Below are 18,526 nucleotides of genomic sequence, written 5' to 3'. Positions count from 1 at the left end.
GGCTCAGGCCTTCAACTTGTAGCCGAAGCCGCGGACCGTCTCGATCCGGTCCTGGCCGATCTTCGTACGCAGCCGCTGCACATGGACGTCGACGACGCGGGTGTCGCCGCCCCAGCCGTAGTCCCACACGCGTTCGAGGAGTTTGTCCCGGGAGAGGACCGTGCCCGGCGCGGACGAGAACTCCAGCAGCAGCCGCATCTCGGTGGGCGTCAGGGCCACCGGCCGGCCCTCCTTGAGGACCTCCATGCCCTCGGTGTCGATCTCCAGGTCACCGAAGACCAGCACCCCGCCGGTCACGGGCGCGCTGCCCTCCGGGGACGTCGCGTTCGGGCCGCTGGCGTGGCCGAAGCGACGCAGGACCGCGCGGATCCGGGCGACCAGGACGGCACCGTCGAAGGGCTTCGTGACGTAGTCGTCGGCGCCCGCCTCCAGGCCCAGGACCACGTCGATCGAGTCGGCGCGTGCCGACAGCATGATCACCGGCACGGTGGACTCGTCGCGGATACGGCGGCACAGGCTGACCCCGTCGAGGCCCGGCACCATGACGTCCAGGAGGGCGATGTCGGGGCGGTCCGCACGGAACGCCTCCAGGCCCGACAGCCCGTCGGGCATGGCCGTGACCGCGAAACCGTCCCGCTCCAGGGCGAGTTGGGTGGCCTCGCGGATGACGTCGTCGTCCTCGACGAAGAGGACGTGGGTCTGGTCTGCCATCCCGGGTGCTCTCAGTTCTCGTCTCGTGTGTGGCGGCGGTACAGCTTGCTGCGGGTGCGGGTCTGGGGGTGGTGCGGGTCAGTTCGGGGCCGTCGTCGGTGCGTCGCCGTCGACCGCGCCGCTGTACTCGTTGTGCGTGCGGTACTCCAGGGCGAAGCGACCGGCCGTCCAGCGGTAGGTGATCACATTCTCGCCCGACGGGCTCGTCACCGGGTCGTCCTTCTTGTAGACCTGCTTGGTGACCACCAGGTCGCCACGGTCTATCTCCGCGTACACCGGGGACTCCTCGGCCCTGAAGACGTTCCGGTACCCGTCACTCGCCTCGCGGTACACATAGGAACCGACGCCGACGGCATCGCTGCAGGTCATGACGTTGACGACGACGTCGTCGGCGACTCCGTCGGTCAGGTCCCCGTACGACACGTCGACCGGGTACTCGTCCCCCACGCACGGCTTCAGCGCGCGCTTGACCGAGGCCGCGACCCCCGGATCGTCCTCGACGAGCCTGACCGCGTCCACGTCGTCCGGGGTGGCGTACGCGGAGGCCATGGGGGTGGGGCTCAGCTTGCCCGCGACGGCGTCGGCGCCGGCCGGGCCCTCGTCACGGGCACCGGTGCCGCCGGTGGCGCAGGCGGAGACGAAAAGGGCGAGGGCGGCGAGCACAGCCGTCGCCGTGATCACCGCCTGAAAGGCCCGCCGCGCGGGGGCGGACAGCGCCGGCCCCATGAGCAGCCCCGCGCCATGCCCCTGCCACCCCTGAACGCCCGCACCGGAGCCGCCGGGACCCGGACTCCGACCCCGGCCGGCGGGTGAGGTCGCGCCGGGATCCGTCCCTGTCCCTGTCCGTGGGACCTCGGGATCGGTCGCCCCTGTGCCTAGGCCGCGCAACGCTCCCGCTCCTCATGCTCCAGAGCGCGTGCGTCCAGATCGCGGGCCTCCAGCTCCTCCCGGAGCCGGGCGAGCGCCCGGTGCAGCGTGCTCTTGACCGTTCCGGCCGACATACCGAGGGCGGCGGCCGTCTCCTCCGTGGACATCTGCTCCCAGTGTCGCAGTACGACGACACTGCGCTGCTTGGGTGCGAGAACCTTCATGACATCCATGAGAAGTGCGCGGTCCGCGTGCTGCTCGGTGGAGTCGTCGACGCACGCGTCCGGGAGCTGCTCGGTGGGGACCTCCTCCAGCTTGCGCGCACGCCACCACTCGGTCCGGGTGTTGATCATCACCCGGCGGAGGTAGGCGTCCGCGAGCCGCTTGTCCGCTATGCCGTCCCAGCGGCCGTACGTCCGTACGAGCGCCGTCTGCAGCAGGTCCTGCGCGTCGACGGGGTCCGGGACCAGCCGACGGGCGCTGCGCAACAGCGCGTCCTGCCGTGTGCGGACGTACTCCTCGAACTCGAGCACCTCGCCCTGCTGCGCCATCCCGACCGCCTCCGTCCCCGTTTCCGACCCGCCGTGCCGGTCGGCATTCACTGCCTTGTGGTCCTTACAGGGATGAAGCTACGGAGCTGTTGTCACGGGGGTGTCCGAGCCAGCCTTCGGGGAGCGCTCGGCTGTCCGTCGGTTGTGTAACGGAAATAGGAAATGGGTAGGCGGGCAGGGTAATTAGTGGTTGTTTGGGGCGATTTGGGGGTTGGAGTGAGTGTGTCGGGACAGCGTGTCGGGTCGTCACAGGAGGCCGGGCTTGTGACTCGGCTGTGTGTGGGGGCCGGCTGTCTCAGCTGTGCGGCAGGCGGTACAGGCCGCCCGGCAGGGGTTCGACCAGTCCGTCGGAGACGAGGCCGTCGAGGGCCCGCGCCCGCTGGACCGGCTCGTGCCACACGCTGTCGAGCGCGGCCTGCGGCACAGGGGTGTGGGCTTCGCGGAGTACGGCGAGCAGCTTGCCGCGTACCTGGCGATCCGTGCCCGCGTACGTCTGACCGCGGCGCGCCGGGCCCTCGTGCTCGGGCTTCCCGGCGAGCCGCCAGGCGCACTGGCCGGCGATCGGACAGCGGTGGCAGGTCTCGTTCCTGGCCGTGCAGACGAGTGCCCCCAGCTCCATGGAGGCCGCGGCCCAGCGGGCGGCCACCGGCTCGTCGTCCGGCAACAGGGCGCGGGCGAGCTTGCGTTCGGCGGCGGTCGTGGCGTTCGGGGGGTACTGGACGCCGGTGACGGCGCGGGCGAAGACCCGGCGGACGTTCGTGTCCAGTACGGCGTGGCGCTGGCCGTAGGCGAAGGAGGCGACGGCCGCGGCGGTGTACTCGCCGATGCCGGGCAGGGCGAGCAGCTGGGCGTGCTCGGTGGGTACGTCGCCACCGTGGCGTTCCGTTATGGCGACGGCGGCGCCGTGCAGGCGCAGGGCGCGGCGTGGGTAGCCGAGCCTGCCCCAGGCGCGGACGGCTTCGCCGGAGGGGGCGGCGGCGAGATCGGCGGGGCGGGGCCAGCGGGCGAGCCACAGCTCGTAGACGGGCAGTACGCGGCTGACGGGGGTCTGCTGCAGCATGAACTCGCTGACCATCACGCCCCAGGGGCCGGCGTCCGGGCGCCGCCAGGGGAGGTCGCGGGCGTGTTCGTCGAACCAGTCGATGACGGGGGAGTGGAGGGGGGTGCCGTCGGCGAGGGGGGAGGGGGCGGGCGTGGGGTCGGCGTTGGGGTGCGGGGGTTTCGTGGGCGCAGTCATGGCGGTTCCGATCCTGCCATGTGGGGGTGCGGGGGTGTGCGATGTGGTGCGGTACGGCCCGGATTGTTTCGCCCCCGCCGCCCCTACCCGTCCCATCCCGTTCCTGGGGGCTGCGCCCCCAGACCCCCGCACCGGCCCTGAAGGGGCCTTGTCCTCAAACGCCGGACGGGCTGGAAGTGCGGGCCTGCGCTGAAGGGTGTGGCGCGGGCTGGAGATGCGGGGTTGCGTTGGAAGGGTGTGGCGCGGGCTGGGGATGCGGGGTTGCGTTGGAAGGGTGTGGCGCGGGCTGGGGATGCGGGGTTGCGTTGGAAGGGTGTGGCGCGGGCTGGGGATGCGGGGTTGCGTTGGAAGGGTGTGGCGCGGGCTGGGGATGCGGGGTTGCGTTGGAAGGGTGTGGCGCGGGCGGAGATGCGGGCCTGCGCTGAACAGGTACGCGAGGCGCTGAACAGGGTGGCCTGGGCGACGCGCGAACTGCTCGCCGCCCGACACCAGTTCACCCACGTCACTCAACCCCCTTCGCCGGGATGATGATCCGGAAAAGTTGGCGCTCGGCGGCGGGTGGGGCGAGTGAACTGGCCGATCTCTCGTACAGTTTGCGCCGTGGGATCTATGCGCAATCCGGTCGGGCCGCTTCCCTCCTCCATCTACTGGCGACGGAGGGCCGTTCTGCTGTCCGTACTCGCCCTGTTGACGCTGGTGGTCATCTGGATCGTCGCTTCCGGCGGCGGAGGCGGCAACAACGGTACGGACGGCGCGAACGGCAAGGATCCCGTGCGGACGATCACCCCGGGACCGTCCGGCTCGGGGCCCGCGATCAGTCAAGCCCCGGGCGGGCGCGACGAGTCGGGGAGTACGGACACCGGCGGCTCGGACTCGGGTTCCGGCTCGGCGGGCTCCGGGAGCTCGGGCGGCTCCGGCAGTTCCGGTGGTTCGGACGGTGCCGGCGCGTCCGGCGGCGACAGCGGTTCCGCCGGTACAGGTGGCGGAAACACCGGCACGGACAACGGCGTCAACGGCAGCGTAGGCAGCGGCGATACCCTTCCGGCCGGTTCCACCCTGCCCAACTGCACCGCCGGTGTCGTCCAGTTGAGCCTGCGCAGCGTCCAGAACACGTACGCGCCCGACGAGACGCCCACCTTCCAGCTGATCGCCAAGAACTCCTCCGCGAACGACTGCAAGATCGACCTCGGTCCGAAGGCGGCCGTCGTGACGATCACGCAGACGAGCAGCGACGACGACATCTGGTCCTCGGGCGACTGCCCCAAGAACACGGCAGGTCTGCTGTTCCGCGTCTCCGGCGGCGACAGCATCACGTACACCTTCGAGTGGGACCGCAAGGCGTCCGCCCCCGAGTGCGCCACCCCGAAGGTGGGTTCGGCGACGGCCGACACCTACCTCGTGGAGGCACAGGCTCCCGGCTTCCCGAAGGCCCAGGCATCCTTCGTACTGGACAAGGACTGACCAGGACCGGCCACTACTGACCAGGACCGGCCAGGACTGACCAGGACCGGCCAGTTACACGTACCGCTCCAGGATCGACGACTCCGCCAGCCGGGACAGCCCCTCGCGTACGCTGCGCGCCCTCGCCTCGCCGACGCCGTCCACCGTCTGGAGGTCGTCGACGCTCGCCGCCAGCAGCTTCTGCAGCCCGCCGAAGTGTTCCACCAGGCGGTCGATGATCGCGCCGGGCAGACGCGGCACCTTCGCCAGGAGGCGGAAGCCGCGGGGAGAGACCGCCGAGTCGAGGGTCTCCGGTGAGCCGGTGTAACCCAGGGCCTTGGCCACGGTGGAGAGTTCGAGCAGTTCGGCGTGGCTGAGCGCGTCGAGTTCGGCGAGCGCCTCGTCGACCGTGCGGGAGCGCTTCGCGGTCGGCTCGGGGACGTAGTCCCGGACCACCAGCTCGCGTTCCGGCTCCACGCCCGCGATCAACTCATCCAGCTGAAGGGTCAGAAGCCGCCCGTCGGTGCCCAACTCAAGTACGTACCCGGCGATTTCCGTCGCGATGAGGCGGACCATCTCCAGCCGCTGCACCACCGCCGAGACGTCCCGGACCGTCACCAGGTCCTCGATCTCCAGCGCGGAGAGCGTGCCCGCGACCTCGTCGAGGCGGAGCTTGTAGCGCTCCAGGGTCGCCAGGGCCTGGTTCGCGCGGGACAGGATCGCGGCCGAGTCCTCCAGGACCCGGCGCTGGCCGTCCACGTACAGCGCGATGAGTCTCATCGACTGGGACACCGAGATGACTGAGAAGCCCACCTGTTTCGACACGCGGTCGGCGGTACGGTGCCGGGTGCCCGTCTCCTCGGTGGGAATCGTCGGGTCGGGGACCAGCTGTACGCCGGCCCGCAGGATCTTGGACAGGTCCGAGGAGACCACGATGCCGCCGTCGAGCTTGCACAGCTCGCGCAGCCGGGTCGCCGAGAACTCGACGTCCAGGACGAAACCGCCCGTGCACATCGCCTCGACGGTCTTGTCGGAGCCGAGCACGATGAGTCCGCCGGTGTTGCCGCGGAGAATCCGCTCAAGCCCGTCGCGCAGCGCCGTGCCAGGTGCCACGGCACTCAGCGAGGCGCGCATCAGGCCATCGGCGCCGGAGCTCCCACCGGACTTTCCGGGAGCTGCTGCCCGGTCGTTGGCTGCCACTGCACTCCTCCGGTCGCAGGTTCTTAGGCGCTCCCGTTTCGCACACGTTGTTCGTACGGACGGGCGAGACCTGCGCAAAGTCTACCGGCGGTCCTCGTCGTCCCGTGGGGCCTCTCGCCTACGCGACCTCGGAAGCACCCGGAGCGCCTCCCCCATGTCGGCGACTTCGATGACCTTCATACCGGCGGGGACCTTGCCGGGGTCCGAGGGAACGAGGGCATGGGTGAAGCCCAGACGGCTGGCTTCGGACAGCCGGCGCTGGACCCCCGTCACCCGTCTGACCTCGCCCGCGAGGCCCACTTCGCCGATCGCCACCAGGTTCTTGGGCAGCGGGGTGTCGCTCGCGGCGGAGGCCAGCGCGAGGGCGATGGCGAGGTCCGCGGACGGCTCGGCGAGCTTCACCCCGCCGACCGTCGCCGAATAGATGTCCCGCTTTCCGAGTGCGCTGATCCTGCCCCGTTGTTCGAGAACCGCGAGCATCATCGAGACCCGGGACGTCTCCAGGCCCGATGTCGTCCGCCGGGGGGAGGGGATCTGCGAGTCGACGGTGAGCGCCTGGACCTCGACGACGAGCGGGCGGCGGCCCTCCAGGGTGACGGTCAGGCAGGTGCCCGGCACCGGCTCGGCGCGCCGGGTCAGGAACAGGCCGCTCGGGTCGGCGAGACCGGTGATGCCCTCGTCGTGCAGTTCGAAGCAGCCGACCTCGTCCGTCGTGCCGTAGCGGTTCTTGACGCCACGGACGAGACGGAGGCGGGCGTGCCGGTCGCCCTCGAAGGACAGGACCACGTCCACCAGGTGTTCCAGGAGGCGCGGGCCGGCGATCGCGCCGTCCTTGGTGACATGGCCCACCAGAAGCGTCGACATGCCGCGCTCCTTGGAGGCGCGGATCAGTGCCCCGGCGACCTCGCGGACCTGGGCCATGCCACCCGCCGCGCCGTCGATCTCCGGCGAGGCCACCGTCTGGACGGAGTCGAGGATCAGGAGGGACGGTTTCACGGCGTCCAGATGGCCCAGCACCGCCGCGAGGTCCGTCTCCGCGGCCAGATAGAGGTGGTCGTCGATCGCCTTGATGCGGTCGGCGCGCAGCCGGACCTGGCTCGCGGACTCCTCACCCGTGATGTAAAGGGTGCGGTGCTCGTCGCTCGCCGACTTCGCCGCCACGTCCAGCAGGAGCGTCGACTTGCCCACACCCGGTTCACCGGCCACGAGGACGACGGCACCCGGGACCAGCCCGCCGCCCAGCACGCGGTCCAGTTCGGGCACGCCGGTGCTGCGGGCGGTGGCCTGGCGGACGTCGACCTGGCCGATGGGGACCGCGGAGGTGGTGACGCGGCCGGGTGCCGTCGTACGGACGGCGGGCGCGCCGTACTCCTCGACCGTGCCCCACGCCTGGCACTCGCCGCAGCGGCCGAGCCACTTGACCGTCTGCCAGCCGCACTCGGTGCAGCGGTAGGACGGGCGGTCCTTCGCGGACTTCGTACGGGCAACCATGAGACGAACCGTATCCGGGACCACTGACATCACCCTCGGCGACCGGTGCCGGAAGCCGCCTTCCCGGCGTCAATCAGCCACGTCAAGCCGGTAACAGGCCACGGAATCCGGGGTTCCTGTCCCCTATTGAGGGATCGTTTCACCCGTACGGATTAAAAGTGCTCAAGGTGGCAGAAGGGGTCGTCGTAAGGCGCCTACGGTCGCACGGGTGATGAGCAGCAGTCCGGACACCCCGACACGCAGCCCCGGCGCACACCGGTCGCACCGTGAGGCGCGCGACCGGGCGGCGGGGCGCACGCTGGTCGAGCGCCCGCCCGCGCGCTACGAGCCGTATCTGGACGGCCTGTTCACCTACTGCCTGTCCGTCCTGTGCGACCACGACACGGCCACCGCCGCCCTCGGTGACGTCCTCGCAATCGCGGAGCGCCGCAGCCCGCGAGGTCCGCGCGGTCCGCGTGTTCCGGAGTCCGCCGGTGACCGCCGGGCCTGGCTGTACGCCCTGGCCCGCTGGGCCTGTCTGCGCAAGCTGGCCGAGGCCAAGCAGAAACGTCAGAGCACCCACGCGGCAGGGCGGCGCGGAAGACGGCAGCCGCCCACCGCCACGCCCCAGGCCGCCCCCGACTCCGTCCCGGTCTCCGAGGAGGCCCAGGAGGCGCACCGCCGTGAACTGGCCCAGCTCGCCTGGCCGGAGGCCGCCGGCACCACCCCCGAACAGCGCGAGGCGCTCGAACTGGCCGTCCGCCACAAGCTCGACGCCCACGAGGTCGCCGCCGTCCTGGGCCTGGAGGCCGTCGCCGCCCGCGATCTGCTCGCCTCCGCCGCCTGCGAGGTCGAACGCACCCGCGCGGCCCTCGCCGTCGTCGAGACCGGCACCTGCCCGAGCGTCTCCCGCCTCACCGGCGACCATCAGCTGGTGCTCAGCACGGCGCTGCGCCGCGAGCTGGTCCGGCATGTCGACGACTGCCCGCGGTGCCGCCGTACCGCCGAGCGGTCCGTCCCCGGCACCTGGCCCGGCGCCGACGTCACGCCGCCCGCCGAACTGCCCGTCCTTGAGGCACCCCGCGCGGCCCTGCACCTCGCCATGGCGCACCTCCCGCGCGCGCGGGGCGCCGCCGCTCCGCGCTTCGACCGGCGCGGCTTCCCTATGGACCCCAAGGACCGCGCCGCCCGAAGGGACCGCCTACGCGCGCGTGCCGTGACGACCACGGTCGTCGCCACGGTGGTCGCCGCTCCCGTGCTCGCCCTCTGGGCGGCCTACCGCGGGGTGCCGACGGACGGCGAGGGCGGCCGGGGGGACCGGTCGGCCACCGCGAGCGAGGCACAGCGCCACGACATCCTCGACGGCGAGACCACGGGCGGCGGCTACGAGAACGCGGGCAACGCGGGCAACGCGGGCAGCGGCCCCGCCAGCGGCCTCGTCAAAAAGGACCACGGCTCACCGGATGTCTCCGTGGAGGTCGTCAGCGCGGTCCCCGGCGCGAAGGAGAGCCCGGGCCTGCTCACCGTGGAGGCATTCAGCGACGGCGACACGACGCTCATCACCCTCACCGCGTCCGGGCACACGCCGGTGCGCTGGACGGCGTCCACCGGGGCGTCCTGGCTGTACCCGAGCCGGTCCTCGGGAACGCTGCGGTCCGGCGAGTCGTTCACGATCAAGGTGTACGTCGATCCGCTGCGCGAGCCGGCCGGTCACTGGAGTGCCCGGGTGTCGATCGCACCGGCGGCAGCCGTCGTCACCATCGACGGGTACGGCACGGCGCCCGCACCCCCGGACCCGGCCCCGGCGAACCCAGCGGCCCCCGGCCCGCCCCGCCCGAGCCCACCGGACCCCGACCCGACGACTCCGGCGCCCACGACCCCGCCCCCCAGCGACCCACCACCGTCCTCGTCACCGGACCCGGAGCCCACGCCGACCCCCACCCCGACGGCCTCCGTCACCTCGACCCCCGCCGACCCCGGAGGCTCGTCACCGCCCGTCGACAGCGGGGCCCCGACCCCCTCGATGGCCTTCTGAGCCCGCCGCGCCGGCGGACGCGATCAGTGGACGGGATCAGCCGGATGCGGAGCCAGCAGCGGCAACTGCGAAGCCAGCCGCTCCTCACAGAGCTCGACCAGCCGGTCGTACCCCGCCTTGCCCATCAGTTCGACCAGCTCCGGCCGGTACGACACGTACACCGGGTCCCCCGCGCCGTGCGCCGAGGTCGCCGACGTGCACCACCAGTGCAGATCGTGGCCGCCCGGACCCCAGCCGCGCCGGTCGTACTCACCGATCGACACCTGGAGCACGCGCGTGTCGTCGGGCCGGTCGATCCAGTCGTACGTGCGCCGCACCGGAAGCTGCCAGCAGACGTCCGGCTTGGTCTCCAGCGGCTCCAGGCCCTCCCGCAGCGCCAGGATGTGCAGCGAGCAGCCCGCGCCGCCCGCGAACCCGGGCCGGTTCTGGAAGATGCAGGACCCCTCGTACGGCCGGGTCTGCCGCGAGCCCTCCTCGTCCTGCGAGGTCCAGCCGGACTCGGTGCCGATGTCGTGGTGCTGCCAGATGTCGGGCGTGAGCCGCGCCACAAATCCGGCGACTCGCTTCTCGTCGTCCTCGTCGGAGAAATGGGCACCCAGCGTGCAGCAGCCGTCGTCCGCGCGGCCGGCCTGGATGCCCTGACAGCCGCTTCCGAAGACGCAGTTCCAGCGAGAGGTCAGCCATGTCAGATCACAGCGGAAGACCTGCTCGTCGTCCGCCGGATCAGGGAACTCCACCCACGCGCGCGCGAAGTCGAGTCCCTTCTCGTCGCCCACCACCACCGGCTTCGGAGGTTTCGCGGACCTCGGGGACTTCGCGGACTTCGCGGGGAGGGCTGACACTGCCGACTTGTCGGCCTTTGCCTTTTTCGTCTTGGGCACGCGTCCAGGGTAAGTGGCCCAGGCCCCCTTCCAGCACCGCTCCGGGGGCGGATCCGGGCGCGGCTGGCAGTAGCGTTCCGTACATGAGACTCGGTGTCCTCGACGTGGGATCGAACACGGTGCATCTGCTGGTGGTGGACGCACACCCCGGCGCGCGCCCGCTGCCCGCGCATTCGCACAAGGTCGAGCTGCGGCTCGCCCAACTTCTCGACGACGCCGGAGCCATCAGCCCCAAGGGGGTCGACAAACTCGTCGCCGTGATCCAGGACGCGCTCCAGGCCGCCGAGGACAAGGGCGTCGTGGACCTGCTGCCGTTCGCCACCTCCGCCGTGCGCGAGGCCAGCAACGCCGACGACGTCCTCGCGCGCGTGCAGGCCGAGACAGGGGTCGAACTCCAGGTCCTGACCGGCTCCGAGGAGGCCCGCCTCACCTTCCTCGCCGCCCGCCGCTGGTTCGGCTGGTCGGCCGGCAAACTCCTCGTCCTCGACATCGGCGGCGGCTCCCTGGAGATCGCCTACGGCATCGACGAGGAACCCGACACCGCCGTCTCCCTCCCGCTCGGCGCCGGCCGCCTGACCGCGGGCTGGCTCCCCGGCGACCCGCCCGACCCCGACAGCATCAGATCCCTCCGCCGCCATGTACGCGCCCAGATCGCCCGTACGGTGGGCGAGTTCAGCCGCTTCGGCGCCCCCGACCACGTCGTCGCCACGTCGAAGACGTTCAAGCAGCTCGCCCGCCTGGCCGGCGCGGCCCGCTCCACGGACGGCCTCCATGTCCAGCGCGAACTGAGGAGCGAGTCCCTGGCGACCCTGGTCCCCGAACTCGCCTCCATGACGACAGCGGAACGAGCGGCCCTCCCCGGAGTCTCCGAAGGCCGGGCCAACCAACTCGTCGCGGGCGCCCTGGTGGCCGAGGCGGCGATGGACCTCTTCGCCGTGAAAACCCTGGAGGTCTGCCCCTGGGCCCTCCGAGAGGGCGTCATCCTCCGCCGCCTGGACCACATGGGCACCCACATGGGCACGGAGTAGAGGCAGGTATTTAGGGGCGCGGGGAACTGCGCGACAAGCCACGACGCACCCGCACCCGCCCGACCACGGAACCTGAACGGCGGACAGGCACCCCACCGCAGGCCCACCAACGCACCCCGTAACCTGTCCCCATGGCGGAGCCAGTCGTACGCGTCCCGGATGCGAAGGTCGCGCTGTCCACGGCCTCCGTGTACCCGGAGTCGACGGCGACGGCCTTCGAGGTCGCCGCGCGTCTCGGGTACGACGGCGTCGAGGTCATGGTCTGGACGGACCCCGTCAGCCAGGACATCGAAGCCCTGCGCAGACTGAGCGACTACCACCGGATCCCCATCCTCGCCGTCCACGCGCCCTGCCTCCTCATCACCCAGCGCGTCTGGTCCACGGACCCCTGGACCAAGCTCCAGCGCGCCCAGGCCGCCGCCGAGAAACTCGGTGCGACGACCGTCGTCGTACACCCGCCCTTCCGCTGGCAGCGCCAGTACGCGCGTGACTTCGTCACCGGTATCTGGCGCATGGCCGACGAGACGGACGTCCGGTTCGGCGTCGAGAACATGTACCCCTGGCGCTACCGCGACCGCGAGATGCTCGCGTACGCCCCCGACTGGGACGTCACGAAGGACGACTACCGGCACTTCACGATCGACCTCAGCCACACCGCGACGGCCCGCAGCGACGCCATGGAGATGGTCGACCTCATGGGCGACCGTCTCGGCCACGTCCACCTCGCCGACGGCAACGGCTCCAACAAGGACGAGCACCTGGTCCCCGGCCGCGGCACGCAACCCTGCGCCGAACTCCTCGAACGGCTCGCGTTCACCGGTTTCGACGGCCATGTCGTCATCGAGGTCAACACCCGCCGCGCGATGTCCAGCGCCGAGCGCGACGCCGACCTCGCCGAGGCACTCGCCTTCACCCGCCTCCACCTGGCCTCGTCCGTCAGAGCTGTCCCCGGTGGGGGAGCGCGCCCATGACCGACGCCGCCCCCCGCCGCCGGGGACGCCCCTCCCGTACGGACTCCGCGGACACCCCCGCCGCCCGCGACCGCATCCTGGCGGCGGCCCGCGAGGAGTTCGCCGAGCGCGGCTACGAGAAGACGTCCGTACGCGGCATCGCCAAGGCCGCCGAGGTGGACTCGGCCCTGGTGCACCACTACTTCGGCACGAAGGAGCAGGTCTTCGAGGCGTCCGTCGAGGGCGCCGTCGGCCCCCTCCTCAACGCGCCCGGCGCGATCACCGAAGGCCCCCTCGACAGCGTGGGGGAGCGGCTGGCCCGCTTCTTCTTCGGAGTCTGGGAGAACCCGGCCACCCGCAAGGCACTGCTCGCGATCGTCCGCTCCGCCGTGAACAACGAGGTCGCGGCCGGAGCCTTCCGCCGCCTGATCTCCGCCCAGCTGCTGCGCCGCGTCGCCGCCCAGCTGGATCTCCCGGACGCCGAACTGCGCGCCGAACTGGCCGCCGCCCAGCTCGTCGGCATCGCGATGCTCCGCTACGTCATCAAGGTCGAACCCCTGGCCTCGGCGGACCCCGAGCAGATCATCGCGAGGGTGGCCCCTGTGATCCAGATCCACCTGACAGCGCCCCGATAAGGGGCGCGGGGAACTGCGCGAGCGACCCACGACGACGCGCTCCGAAAACCGAGATGGCCGTCCCGCATTCCGGACCGAACGTCCAAACCCTGGATGACCGGCGTACGCTCGACGGAGTCATAACCCTCCGAAATAGCGAGGCGAGCGAAGATGCCCGAGCTGAGGTCCCGCACAGTCACCCACGGCCGCAACATGGCGGGCGCACGCGCCCTTATGCGCGCCTCCGGTGTACCGGGTGCCGACATCGGGCGGAAGCCGATCATCGCGGTCGCGAACAGCTTCACAGAGTTCGTGCCCGGCCACACCCACCTCCAGCCGGTCGGCCGCATCGTCAGCGAGGCCATCACCGCCGCCGGAGGCATCCCGCGCGAGTTCAACACGATCGCCGTCGACGACGGCATCGCGATGGGCCACGGCGGCATGCTGTACTCCCTCCCCTCCCGCGACCTCATCGCGGACTCGGTCGAGTACATGGTCGAGGCCCACTGCGCCGACGCCCTGATCTGCATCTCCAACTGCGACAAGATCACCCCGGGCATGCTGAACGCCGCCCTGCGGCTCAACATCCCCACGGTCTTCGTCTCCGGCGGCCCGATGGAGTCCGGCCGGGCCACCCTGGTCGACGGCACGGTCCGCACGCTCGACCTGGTCGACGCGATCTCCGACGCGGTGAACGAGAAGATCTCGGACGAGGACATCCTCCGTATCGAGGAGAACGCCTGTCCGACCTGCGGCTCCTGTTCCGGCATGTTCACGGCCAACTCGATGAACTGCCTCGCGGAGGCCATCGGACTCGCCCTCCCGGGCAACGGCTCGGTCCTGGCCACGCACACGGCCCGCCGCGCGCTGTACGAGAACGCCGGCCGCACGGTGATGGACATCACCCGCCGCTACTACGAGCAGGACGACGAGACGGTCCTGCCGCGCAACGTCGCCACCTTCGCGGCCTTCCAGAACGCCATGGCGCTCGACATCGCCATGGGCGGCTCGACCAACACGATCCTGCACCTGCTGGCCGCCGCCCAGGAGGCGGGCGTCTCCTTCGACCTGGACGACATCAACGAGGTCTCGCGCCGGGTGCCGTGTCTGGCGAAGGTCGCGCCGAACGTCGCCAAGGACCGCACGTACTACATGGAGGACGTGCACCGGGCCGGTGGCATCCCCGCCCTCCTCGGCGAACTGCACCGCGCGGGCCTGCTCAACGAGGACGTGAACTCGGTTCACAGCTCGTCCCTCGCGGACTGGCTGAAGACATGGGACGTGCGCGGCGGCTCCCCGTCGCCCGAGGCGCTGGAACTGTGGCACGCGGCGCCGGGCTGCGTCCGCTCCGCCGAGGCCTTCTCCCAGTCGGAGCGCTGGGAGGCCCTGGACACGGACGCCGCCGGCGGCTGCATCCGCAGCGCCGAGCACGCGTACTCGAAGGACGGCGGCCTCGCGGTCCTCAAGGGCAACCTCGCCGTCGACGGCTGTGTCGTGAAGACGGCCGGCGTCGACGAGTCGATCTGGACCTTCGAGGGCCCCGCGGTCGTCTGCGAGTCGCAGGAGGAGGCCGTCGAGAAGATCCTCAACAAGCAGATCACGCACGGCGACGTCGTCGTCATCCGCTACGAGGGCCCCAAGGGCGGCCCCGGCATGCAGGAGATGCTCTACCCGACCTCGTTCCTCAAGGGCCGCGGCCTCGGCAAGACCTGCGCCCTGATCACGGACGGCCGCTTCTCCGGCGGCACCTCGGGCCTCTCCATCGGCCACGCCTCCCCCGAGGCGGCCTCCGGCGGCACCATCGCCCTCGTCAACAACGGCGACCGCATCCGCATCGACATCCCGAACCGCACGATCGAACTGCTGGTCCCGGACGACGAGTTGGCGGCCCGCCGCGACGCCCTGAACGGCGTCTACGCCCCCGTCTCCCGCGAACGCAAGGTCTCACAGGCCCTGCGCGCGTACGCGGCGATGGCGACGAGCGCCGACAAGGGCGCGGTGCGGGACGTCTCCAAGCTGGGCTGACCCCTCGCACGTCTCCTTCCGCACGAAGGGCCGTTCCTCACCGGAGCGGCCCTTTTGCCTTCTCTTTTTTTGTCTTCTCTTCTACGGGCTTCAGACGGGGTACGTGTCCCGGCCGGACCCGGACCCGGTCACCAACCGGCCGGGTCCGCCGCGTCCACGGCGAAGACGGAACCGTCGGGCGCGCTCGCGTAGACGCGTCCGCCGGTGGCGACGGGGGTGGGCAGCGAGGCCGCGACCGTGTCCGAGGCAGAGCCGAGCCGCGGCGACGTCTGCCCCGCGAGCTTCCCCGTACGGGCGTTCACCGCGAGCAGCCGTCCGTCGGCGGCGCTGAAGTACACGTACCGCCCGTCGGTCGCCGGCGCCGAGTTGAGGCTCACGGACGTCTCCAGCCGCCAGAGCTGTCGGCCCGCCTTCAGATCCACGGCGACCACCGAACCTCCGCCGCCCGTCAGGTAGACGATGTTCCCGCGCACGACACCATGGGCCCGCTGGAGCGGAAGAGGCACCTCGACCTTGCGGGAGGCGCCGGTCGCCGGGTCGTAGTCGACGACGGCGATCGTGTCCCGGTACACGGTGTCGAGGGCCGCGAAGAAGACGGAGGTGCCCGCGTCGGTGGTGCCGATGGGCTGCAGATACCCGTCCAGCTTCTCCTGCCAGCGCACATCACCGGAGCCGGGATCCAGCGCGGCGACCCGGGTACTCCCCCGTCCTGGGCCCTGCTCGTGGCGTACGCGAGCTGGTCGCCGGCGAAGGAGAACAGCCGTGGGCTGTCCAGACCGGCGATCCGCCGGTGCCACTTCCTGCCGCCGGACCGGCTGTCGACGCCGGTGACCTTACCGTCGGTTCCGGTGAGGAGGGTCATGCCGCCGGCGTACCCGAGGGCGACGCGGTCGGACATGGTCTCCTGCCAGTGAACGCGGCCTGTGCCGGGATCGAGCGCCTCCAGGCGGGGGCCCAGGTCCAGCGGGGGGTGCACGAGCCCACCCGACAGGACCGGCGGGCGGTTCGGAATGACGCCGGCGTCGATCGGGTGGCGCCACAGGACGGTGCCGTCGGTGGGGTCGACGGCGGCGACGAGGCCCTTCTGGGCACAGAACAACTTCCCGCCACCGTAGGCGCATTGGGGCATCCCGGCGCCGTCGCCGGTGGCGGGCCGCGCCGTCCAGGCCCGGAAACCGGCGGCGGCGGCCGTCGTACCGGCGCCGGAGGAACCGCCCTTGGGCCGGGCGACGGGATCACCCCCGACCAACTGCAGCGAGGCGACGACACACCCGGCGGCGAGGACAACGGCGCCCGCGGCGAGCAGGACGCGCCTGCGCAGTCGCCGCCGATCCGAACGCCCTTCGGGGGAGGGAGAGTCGGAGGAAGAGGGAGCGGGGGAGTGGCCGGCTTTTCGCCGCCGGACGTGGGTCTCCTCGTCCGGGGGGCTCGGTGTGCGCGGCCTCTCGGGTACGAACGACTGGGTGTCGTACGAGGCGGCAACCGACCTGAGTTCCCGCATCAGTTCGTCGGGAGTGGGCCGGTCCTCGGGCTCCTTGGCGAGACAACGCAGCACCAGCGGGGCGAGGTTCGGCGGCACACCGGTCAAGTCGGGCTCGTCGTGCACGACTTGGTAGGCGACGACATACGGGCTGTCGGAGTCGAACGGTCCCCGCCCGGTCGACGCGTGCACCATCACCGACCCCAGGGCGAAGATGTCGGCAGCGGGCCCCACCTCGCGTGGCCGCCGGAACTGCTCGGGCGCCATGAACGGCGGCGTACCGATCAACTTGCCTGTCTCGGTGTGTAGTTCGCTGTCCTTCGGCCGAGAAATGCCGAAGTCGATGACCTTCGGACCGTCCTCGGCGAGCAGTACGTTGCTGGGTTTCAGATCCCGGTGGACGACTCCGACCCGGTGGATGTCCCGCAGCGCCTCGGCGAGCCCGGCCATCAGCCGCCTCAACTGCCCGGGGTTCATCGCCCCGTTCCGCTTCACTTCGTCGGCGAGGGTCGGCCCGGGGATGAACAGGGTGGCCATCCAGGGCCGTCGGGCCTCGGGGTCGGCATCGACCACGGGCGCGGTGAAGGCGCCGCTGACGCGCCGGACGGCGGCGATCTCCTGCCGGAACCGCCCCCTGAACTCCGGGTCCTCGGCGAACTCACCGTGTACGACCTTGACGGCGAGCTTCATCCCGGAGGTGCTCCGGGCCAGGTGGACGACGCCCATGCCGCCGGAACCCAGCCGTGAGTCCAGACGGTACTGACCGGCGTACTCCGGGTATTCCGCTTCCGCGCCGGATCCGGCGTTCCGCTGTGGCGTCATGGACTCACCCCCGTGCTGTTCGGCCGCTCGCGCGACGCACGGAGCCTAGTCGATGAGGGATACGGAACAGAGGCGGCATGCTGACGTTGGTGTACGAGTTCCGCACGTGTGTTTCATGGCGCGTTTTAGGGGTATCAACGGGACCCCATGGCAGTCATGGGGTGCAACGGGGGAGGTTTTTTCATGTCCACAGACCACATCGCGGAGAGAACGCCCGACGACGCTTCAAACCGCACGGAGCTGACGATCACGACCGCGGCGGCGGCGGCGACGACGACGTCCGTCCGCTACTACTCGGTCGCCGCCGGCTACCGTCTCAACGTCCGCAGCGGTCCCAGCACCGGCTACACCATCGTCCGCGTGCTGGCCGAGGGCGCCAAGATCCCGATCTACTGCCAGCGCCCCGGCGAGGCGATAGCCGGTCCGTACGGTACGTCGAACATCTGGGACAACATCGACAACGGCGAGTACGTCTCGGACGCGTACGTCCTGACGGGCAGCGACGGCTACGTAGCACCGCACTGCTCCTGACCCACGTGGGCCACCGGGCACCGGCACCCGCATTCGGTGCCGGCGCCCGGCTGGCGATAATCGAGGGGTGAGCGACGACAAGACCGGTACGACAGGCGACGCCCGTACAGACCCCCGCCCGGAGCCCCTCCGCTTCTTCGGCACGACGTGGGTGAACCACGACGCCGGCTACACGGCACGCCGGGTGGGAGTGGCCGCGGGTTCACTGACGGCGACGATCGCGTCCTGCTTCATCCTGCGCTTCGCCTACGAGGGCCTGCGGATCGCGGAGGTCGGCGGCATCGTCACCCTCCTGGTACTGGTGATGTTCGCGGTGTGCAGCGCACTGGCGTTCGGCCACACCTGGGGCGCCTTCACCACTCACCCGGACCCGGCCCGCCAGGCCTCCCTCCGCGGCCTCCTGACGATCGGCTTCGTAGGCACCCTGACCGCCTACTTCCTCCGCTCCCTGAAAGAGGCCCCCGGCGAGTCCCTCCACCGCCAGGAGCACGAGGCCTCACGCGCCCAACAGTCCCGCCGAACAACCCGCCGAACAGGAAACCCGGCAAAACGCCGAGCCCGAGGGGACATCTGAGGCGGGGAGTTTCCCACCAACCCCTTCGCCGCATGCGGCCAGCGCGCGCCGAGGCGTCTCGGCCGACCCGGGCCCAGGCCCAGGGGCTCCGGCCCAGGCCGCGTCTCCCA

At 71.2% G+C, this 18,526-nt stretch carries 15 protein-coding genes and 1 pseudogene; 8 read left to right on the top strand and 8 right to left on the bottom strand.

The genetic code is table 11. From position 1 onward, the window contains the following. Positions 1 to 3 precede the first annotated feature (3 nt). The 4 genes from cseB to QA861_RS43700 form a co-directional block, all read right to left on the bottom strand. Entirely contained in the window at positions 4 to 711 is a 708-nt protein-coding gene (cseB, locus tag QA861_RS43715) for a two-component system response regulator CseB (protein WP_319096912.1), read from the bottom strand. A gap of 78 nt (positions 712 to 789) precedes the next feature. Then, entirely contained in the window at positions 790 to 1,437 is a 648-nt protein-coding gene (locus QA861_RS43710) for a hypothetical protein (protein ID WP_334594509.1), read from the bottom strand. A 149-nt stretch (positions 1,438 to 1,586) separates the two neighbouring features. After that, positions 1,587 to 2,129: a SigE family RNA polymerase sigma factor gene (locus QA861_RS43705; protein WP_006374267.1), complete on the bottom strand. Its 543-nt coding sequence runs from the start codon at positions 2,127 to 2,129 to the stop codon at positions 1,587 to 1,589. Between the two features lie 295 nt (positions 2,130 to 2,424). Next, positions 2,425 to 3,366, bottom strand: a complete 942-nt coding sequence (locus tag QA861_RS43700) for an HhH-GPD family protein (RefSeq protein ID WP_334594508.1) — start codon at positions 3,364 to 3,366, stop codon at positions 2,425 to 2,427. A gap of 600 nt (positions 3,367 to 3,966) precedes the next feature. On the opposite strand from QA861_RS43700, the gene QA861_RS43695 reads away from it, so the two are divergent. Then, a complete protein-coding gene (locus QA861_RS43695) occupies positions 3,967 to 4,827 on the top strand; it encodes a hypothetical protein (RefSeq protein ID WP_334594507.1) in 861 nt (286 codons plus the stop codon). Between the two features lie 54 nt (positions 4,828 to 4,881). On the opposite strand, the gene disA is transcribed toward QA861_RS43695, so the two are convergent. After that, positions 4,882 to 6,006: a DNA integrity scanning diadenylate cyclase DisA gene (gene disA / locus QA861_RS43690; RefSeq protein WP_334594506.1), complete on the bottom strand. Its 1,125-nt coding sequence runs from the start codon at positions 6,004 to 6,006 to the stop codon at positions 4,882 to 4,884. A gap of 81 nt (positions 6,007 to 6,087) precedes the next feature. Continuing rightward, entirely contained in the window at positions 6,088 to 7,497 is a 1,410-nt protein-coding gene (gene radA, locus QA861_RS43685; RefSeq protein WP_334594505.1) for a DNA repair protein RadA, read from the bottom strand. A 208-nt stretch (positions 7,498 to 7,705) separates the two neighbouring features. Between radA and QA861_RS43680 the strand changes: the two genes are divergently transcribed. Then, positions 7,706 to 9,511 (top strand): BACON domain-containing protein, encoded by a 1,806-nt coding sequence (locus QA861_RS43680; RefSeq protein ID WP_334594504.1) that lies wholly within the window; start codon positions 7,706 to 7,708, stop codon positions 9,509 to 9,511. A gap of 23 nt (positions 9,512 to 9,534) precedes the next feature. Here QA861_RS43680 and QA861_RS43675 read toward each other — a convergent pair whose 3' ends face one another. Beyond that, a complete protein-coding gene (locus QA861_RS43675) occupies positions 9,535 to 10,392 on the bottom strand; it encodes a DUF3109 family protein (RefSeq protein ID WP_443041653.1) in 858 nt (285 codons plus the stop codon). 83 nt (positions 10,393 to 10,475) lie between these two features. Between QA861_RS43675 and QA861_RS43670 the strand changes: the two genes are divergently transcribed. The 4 genes from QA861_RS43670 to ilvD all read left to right on the top strand — a co-directional run bounded on the left by QA861_RS43670 (position 10,476) and on the right by ilvD (position 15,009). Continuing rightward, a complete protein-coding gene (locus QA861_RS43670; RefSeq protein ID WP_334594503.1) occupies positions 10,476 to 11,420 on the top strand; it encodes a Ppx/GppA family phosphatase in 945 nt (314 codons plus the stop codon). Positions 11,421 to 11,551: 131 nt separating this feature from the next. Continuing rightward, the gene (locus tag QA861_RS43665) at positions 11,552 to 12,391 is read left to right on the top strand and encodes a sugar phosphate isomerase/epimerase family protein (protein ID WP_334594502.1); all 840 of its coding nucleotides are present in this window, start codon (positions 11,552 to 11,554) and stop codon (positions 12,389 to 12,391) included. After that, on the top strand, positions 12,388 to 13,005 hold the full coding sequence (locus QA861_RS43660) for a TetR/AcrR family transcriptional regulator (protein ID WP_334594501.1): 618 nt from the start codon (positions 12,388 to 12,390) through the stop codon (positions 13,003 to 13,005). Before QA861_RS43665 ends, QA861_RS43660 begins: the two co-directional genes overlap by 4 nt. 150 nt (positions 13,006 to 13,155) lie before the next feature. After that, on the top strand, positions 13,156 to 15,009 hold the full coding sequence (ilvD, locus tag QA861_RS43655; RefSeq protein ID WP_334594500.1) for a dihydroxy-acid dehydratase: 1,854 nt from the start codon (positions 13,156 to 13,158) through the stop codon (positions 15,007 to 15,009). A 128-nt stretch (positions 15,010 to 15,137) separates the two neighbouring features. Here the strand turns inward: ilvD and QA861_RS43650 are convergent. Further along, positions 15,138 to 17,311 (bottom strand): annotated as a pseudogene (locus tag QA861_RS43650) (serine/threonine-protein kinase). Between the two features lie 183 nt (positions 17,312 to 17,494). Between QA861_RS43650 and QA861_RS43645 the strand changes: the two are divergent. Beyond that, on the top strand, positions 17,495 to 17,842 hold the full coding sequence (locus QA861_RS43645; protein WP_334594499.1) for an SH3 domain-containing protein: 348 nt from the start codon (positions 17,495 to 17,497) through the stop codon (positions 17,840 to 17,842). A gap of 67 nt (positions 17,843 to 17,909) precedes the next feature. Further along, positions 17,910 to 18,416 carry an EamA/RhaT family transporter gene (locus QA861_RS43640; RefSeq protein WP_334594498.1) on the top strand — a complete coding sequence of 169 codons (507 nt, stop codon included), beginning with the start codon at positions 17,910 to 17,912 and terminating at the stop codon, positions 18,414 to 18,416. Positions 18,417 to 18,526 lie beyond the last annotated feature (110 nt).

Origin of the sequence: Streptomyces sp. B21-083 (assembly GCF_036898825.1) — a bacterium.
GTDB lineage: Bacteria > Actinomycetota > Actinomycetes > Streptomycetales > Streptomycetaceae > Streptomyces.
This window is presented reverse-complemented; position numbering and strand designations above follow the sequence as displayed.

What these genes read in the sequence shown, in the direction of transcription:
- cseB (WP_319096912.1), bottom strand. Translation starts at nt 711, where the DNA reads ATGGCAGACCAGACCCACGTCCTCTTCGTCGAGGACGACGACGTCATC.
- QA861_RS43710 (WP_334594509.1), bottom strand. Translation starts at nt 1,437, where the DNA reads ATGGGGCCGGCGCTGTCCGCCCCCGCGCGGCGGGCCTTTCAGGCGGTG.
- QA861_RS43705 (WP_006374267.1), bottom strand. Translation starts at nt 2,129, where the DNA reads ATGGCGCAGCAGGGCGAGGTGCTCGAGTTCGAGGAGTACGTCCGCACA.
- QA861_RS43700 (WP_334594508.1), bottom strand. Translation starts at nt 3,366, where the DNA reads ATGACTGCGCCCACGAAACCCCCGCACCCCAACGCCGACCCCACGCCC.
- radA (WP_334594505.1), bottom strand. Translation starts at nt 7,497, where the DNA reads ATGGTTGCCCGTACGAAGTCCGCGAAGGACCGCCCGTCCTACCGCTGC.
- QA861_RS43670 (WP_334594503.1), top strand. Translation starts at nt 10,476, where the DNA reads ATGAGACTCGGTGTCCTCGACGTGGGATCGAACACGGTGCATCTGCTG.
- QA861_RS43665 (WP_334594502.1), top strand. Translation starts at nt 11,552, where the DNA reads ATGGCGGAGCCAGTCGTACGCGTCCCGGATGCGAAGGTCGCGCTGTCC.
- QA861_RS43660 (WP_334594501.1), top strand. Translation starts at nt 12,388, where the DNA reads ATGACCGACGCCGCCCCCCGCCGCCGGGGACGCCCCTCCCGTACGGAC.
- ilvD (WP_334594500.1), top strand. Translation starts at nt 13,156, where the DNA reads ATGCCCGAGCTGAGGTCCCGCACAGTCACCCACGGCCGCAACATGGCG.
- QA861_RS43645 (WP_334594499.1), top strand. Translation starts at nt 17,495, where the DNA reads ATGTCCACAGACCACATCGCGGAGAGAACGCCCGACGACGCTTCAAAC.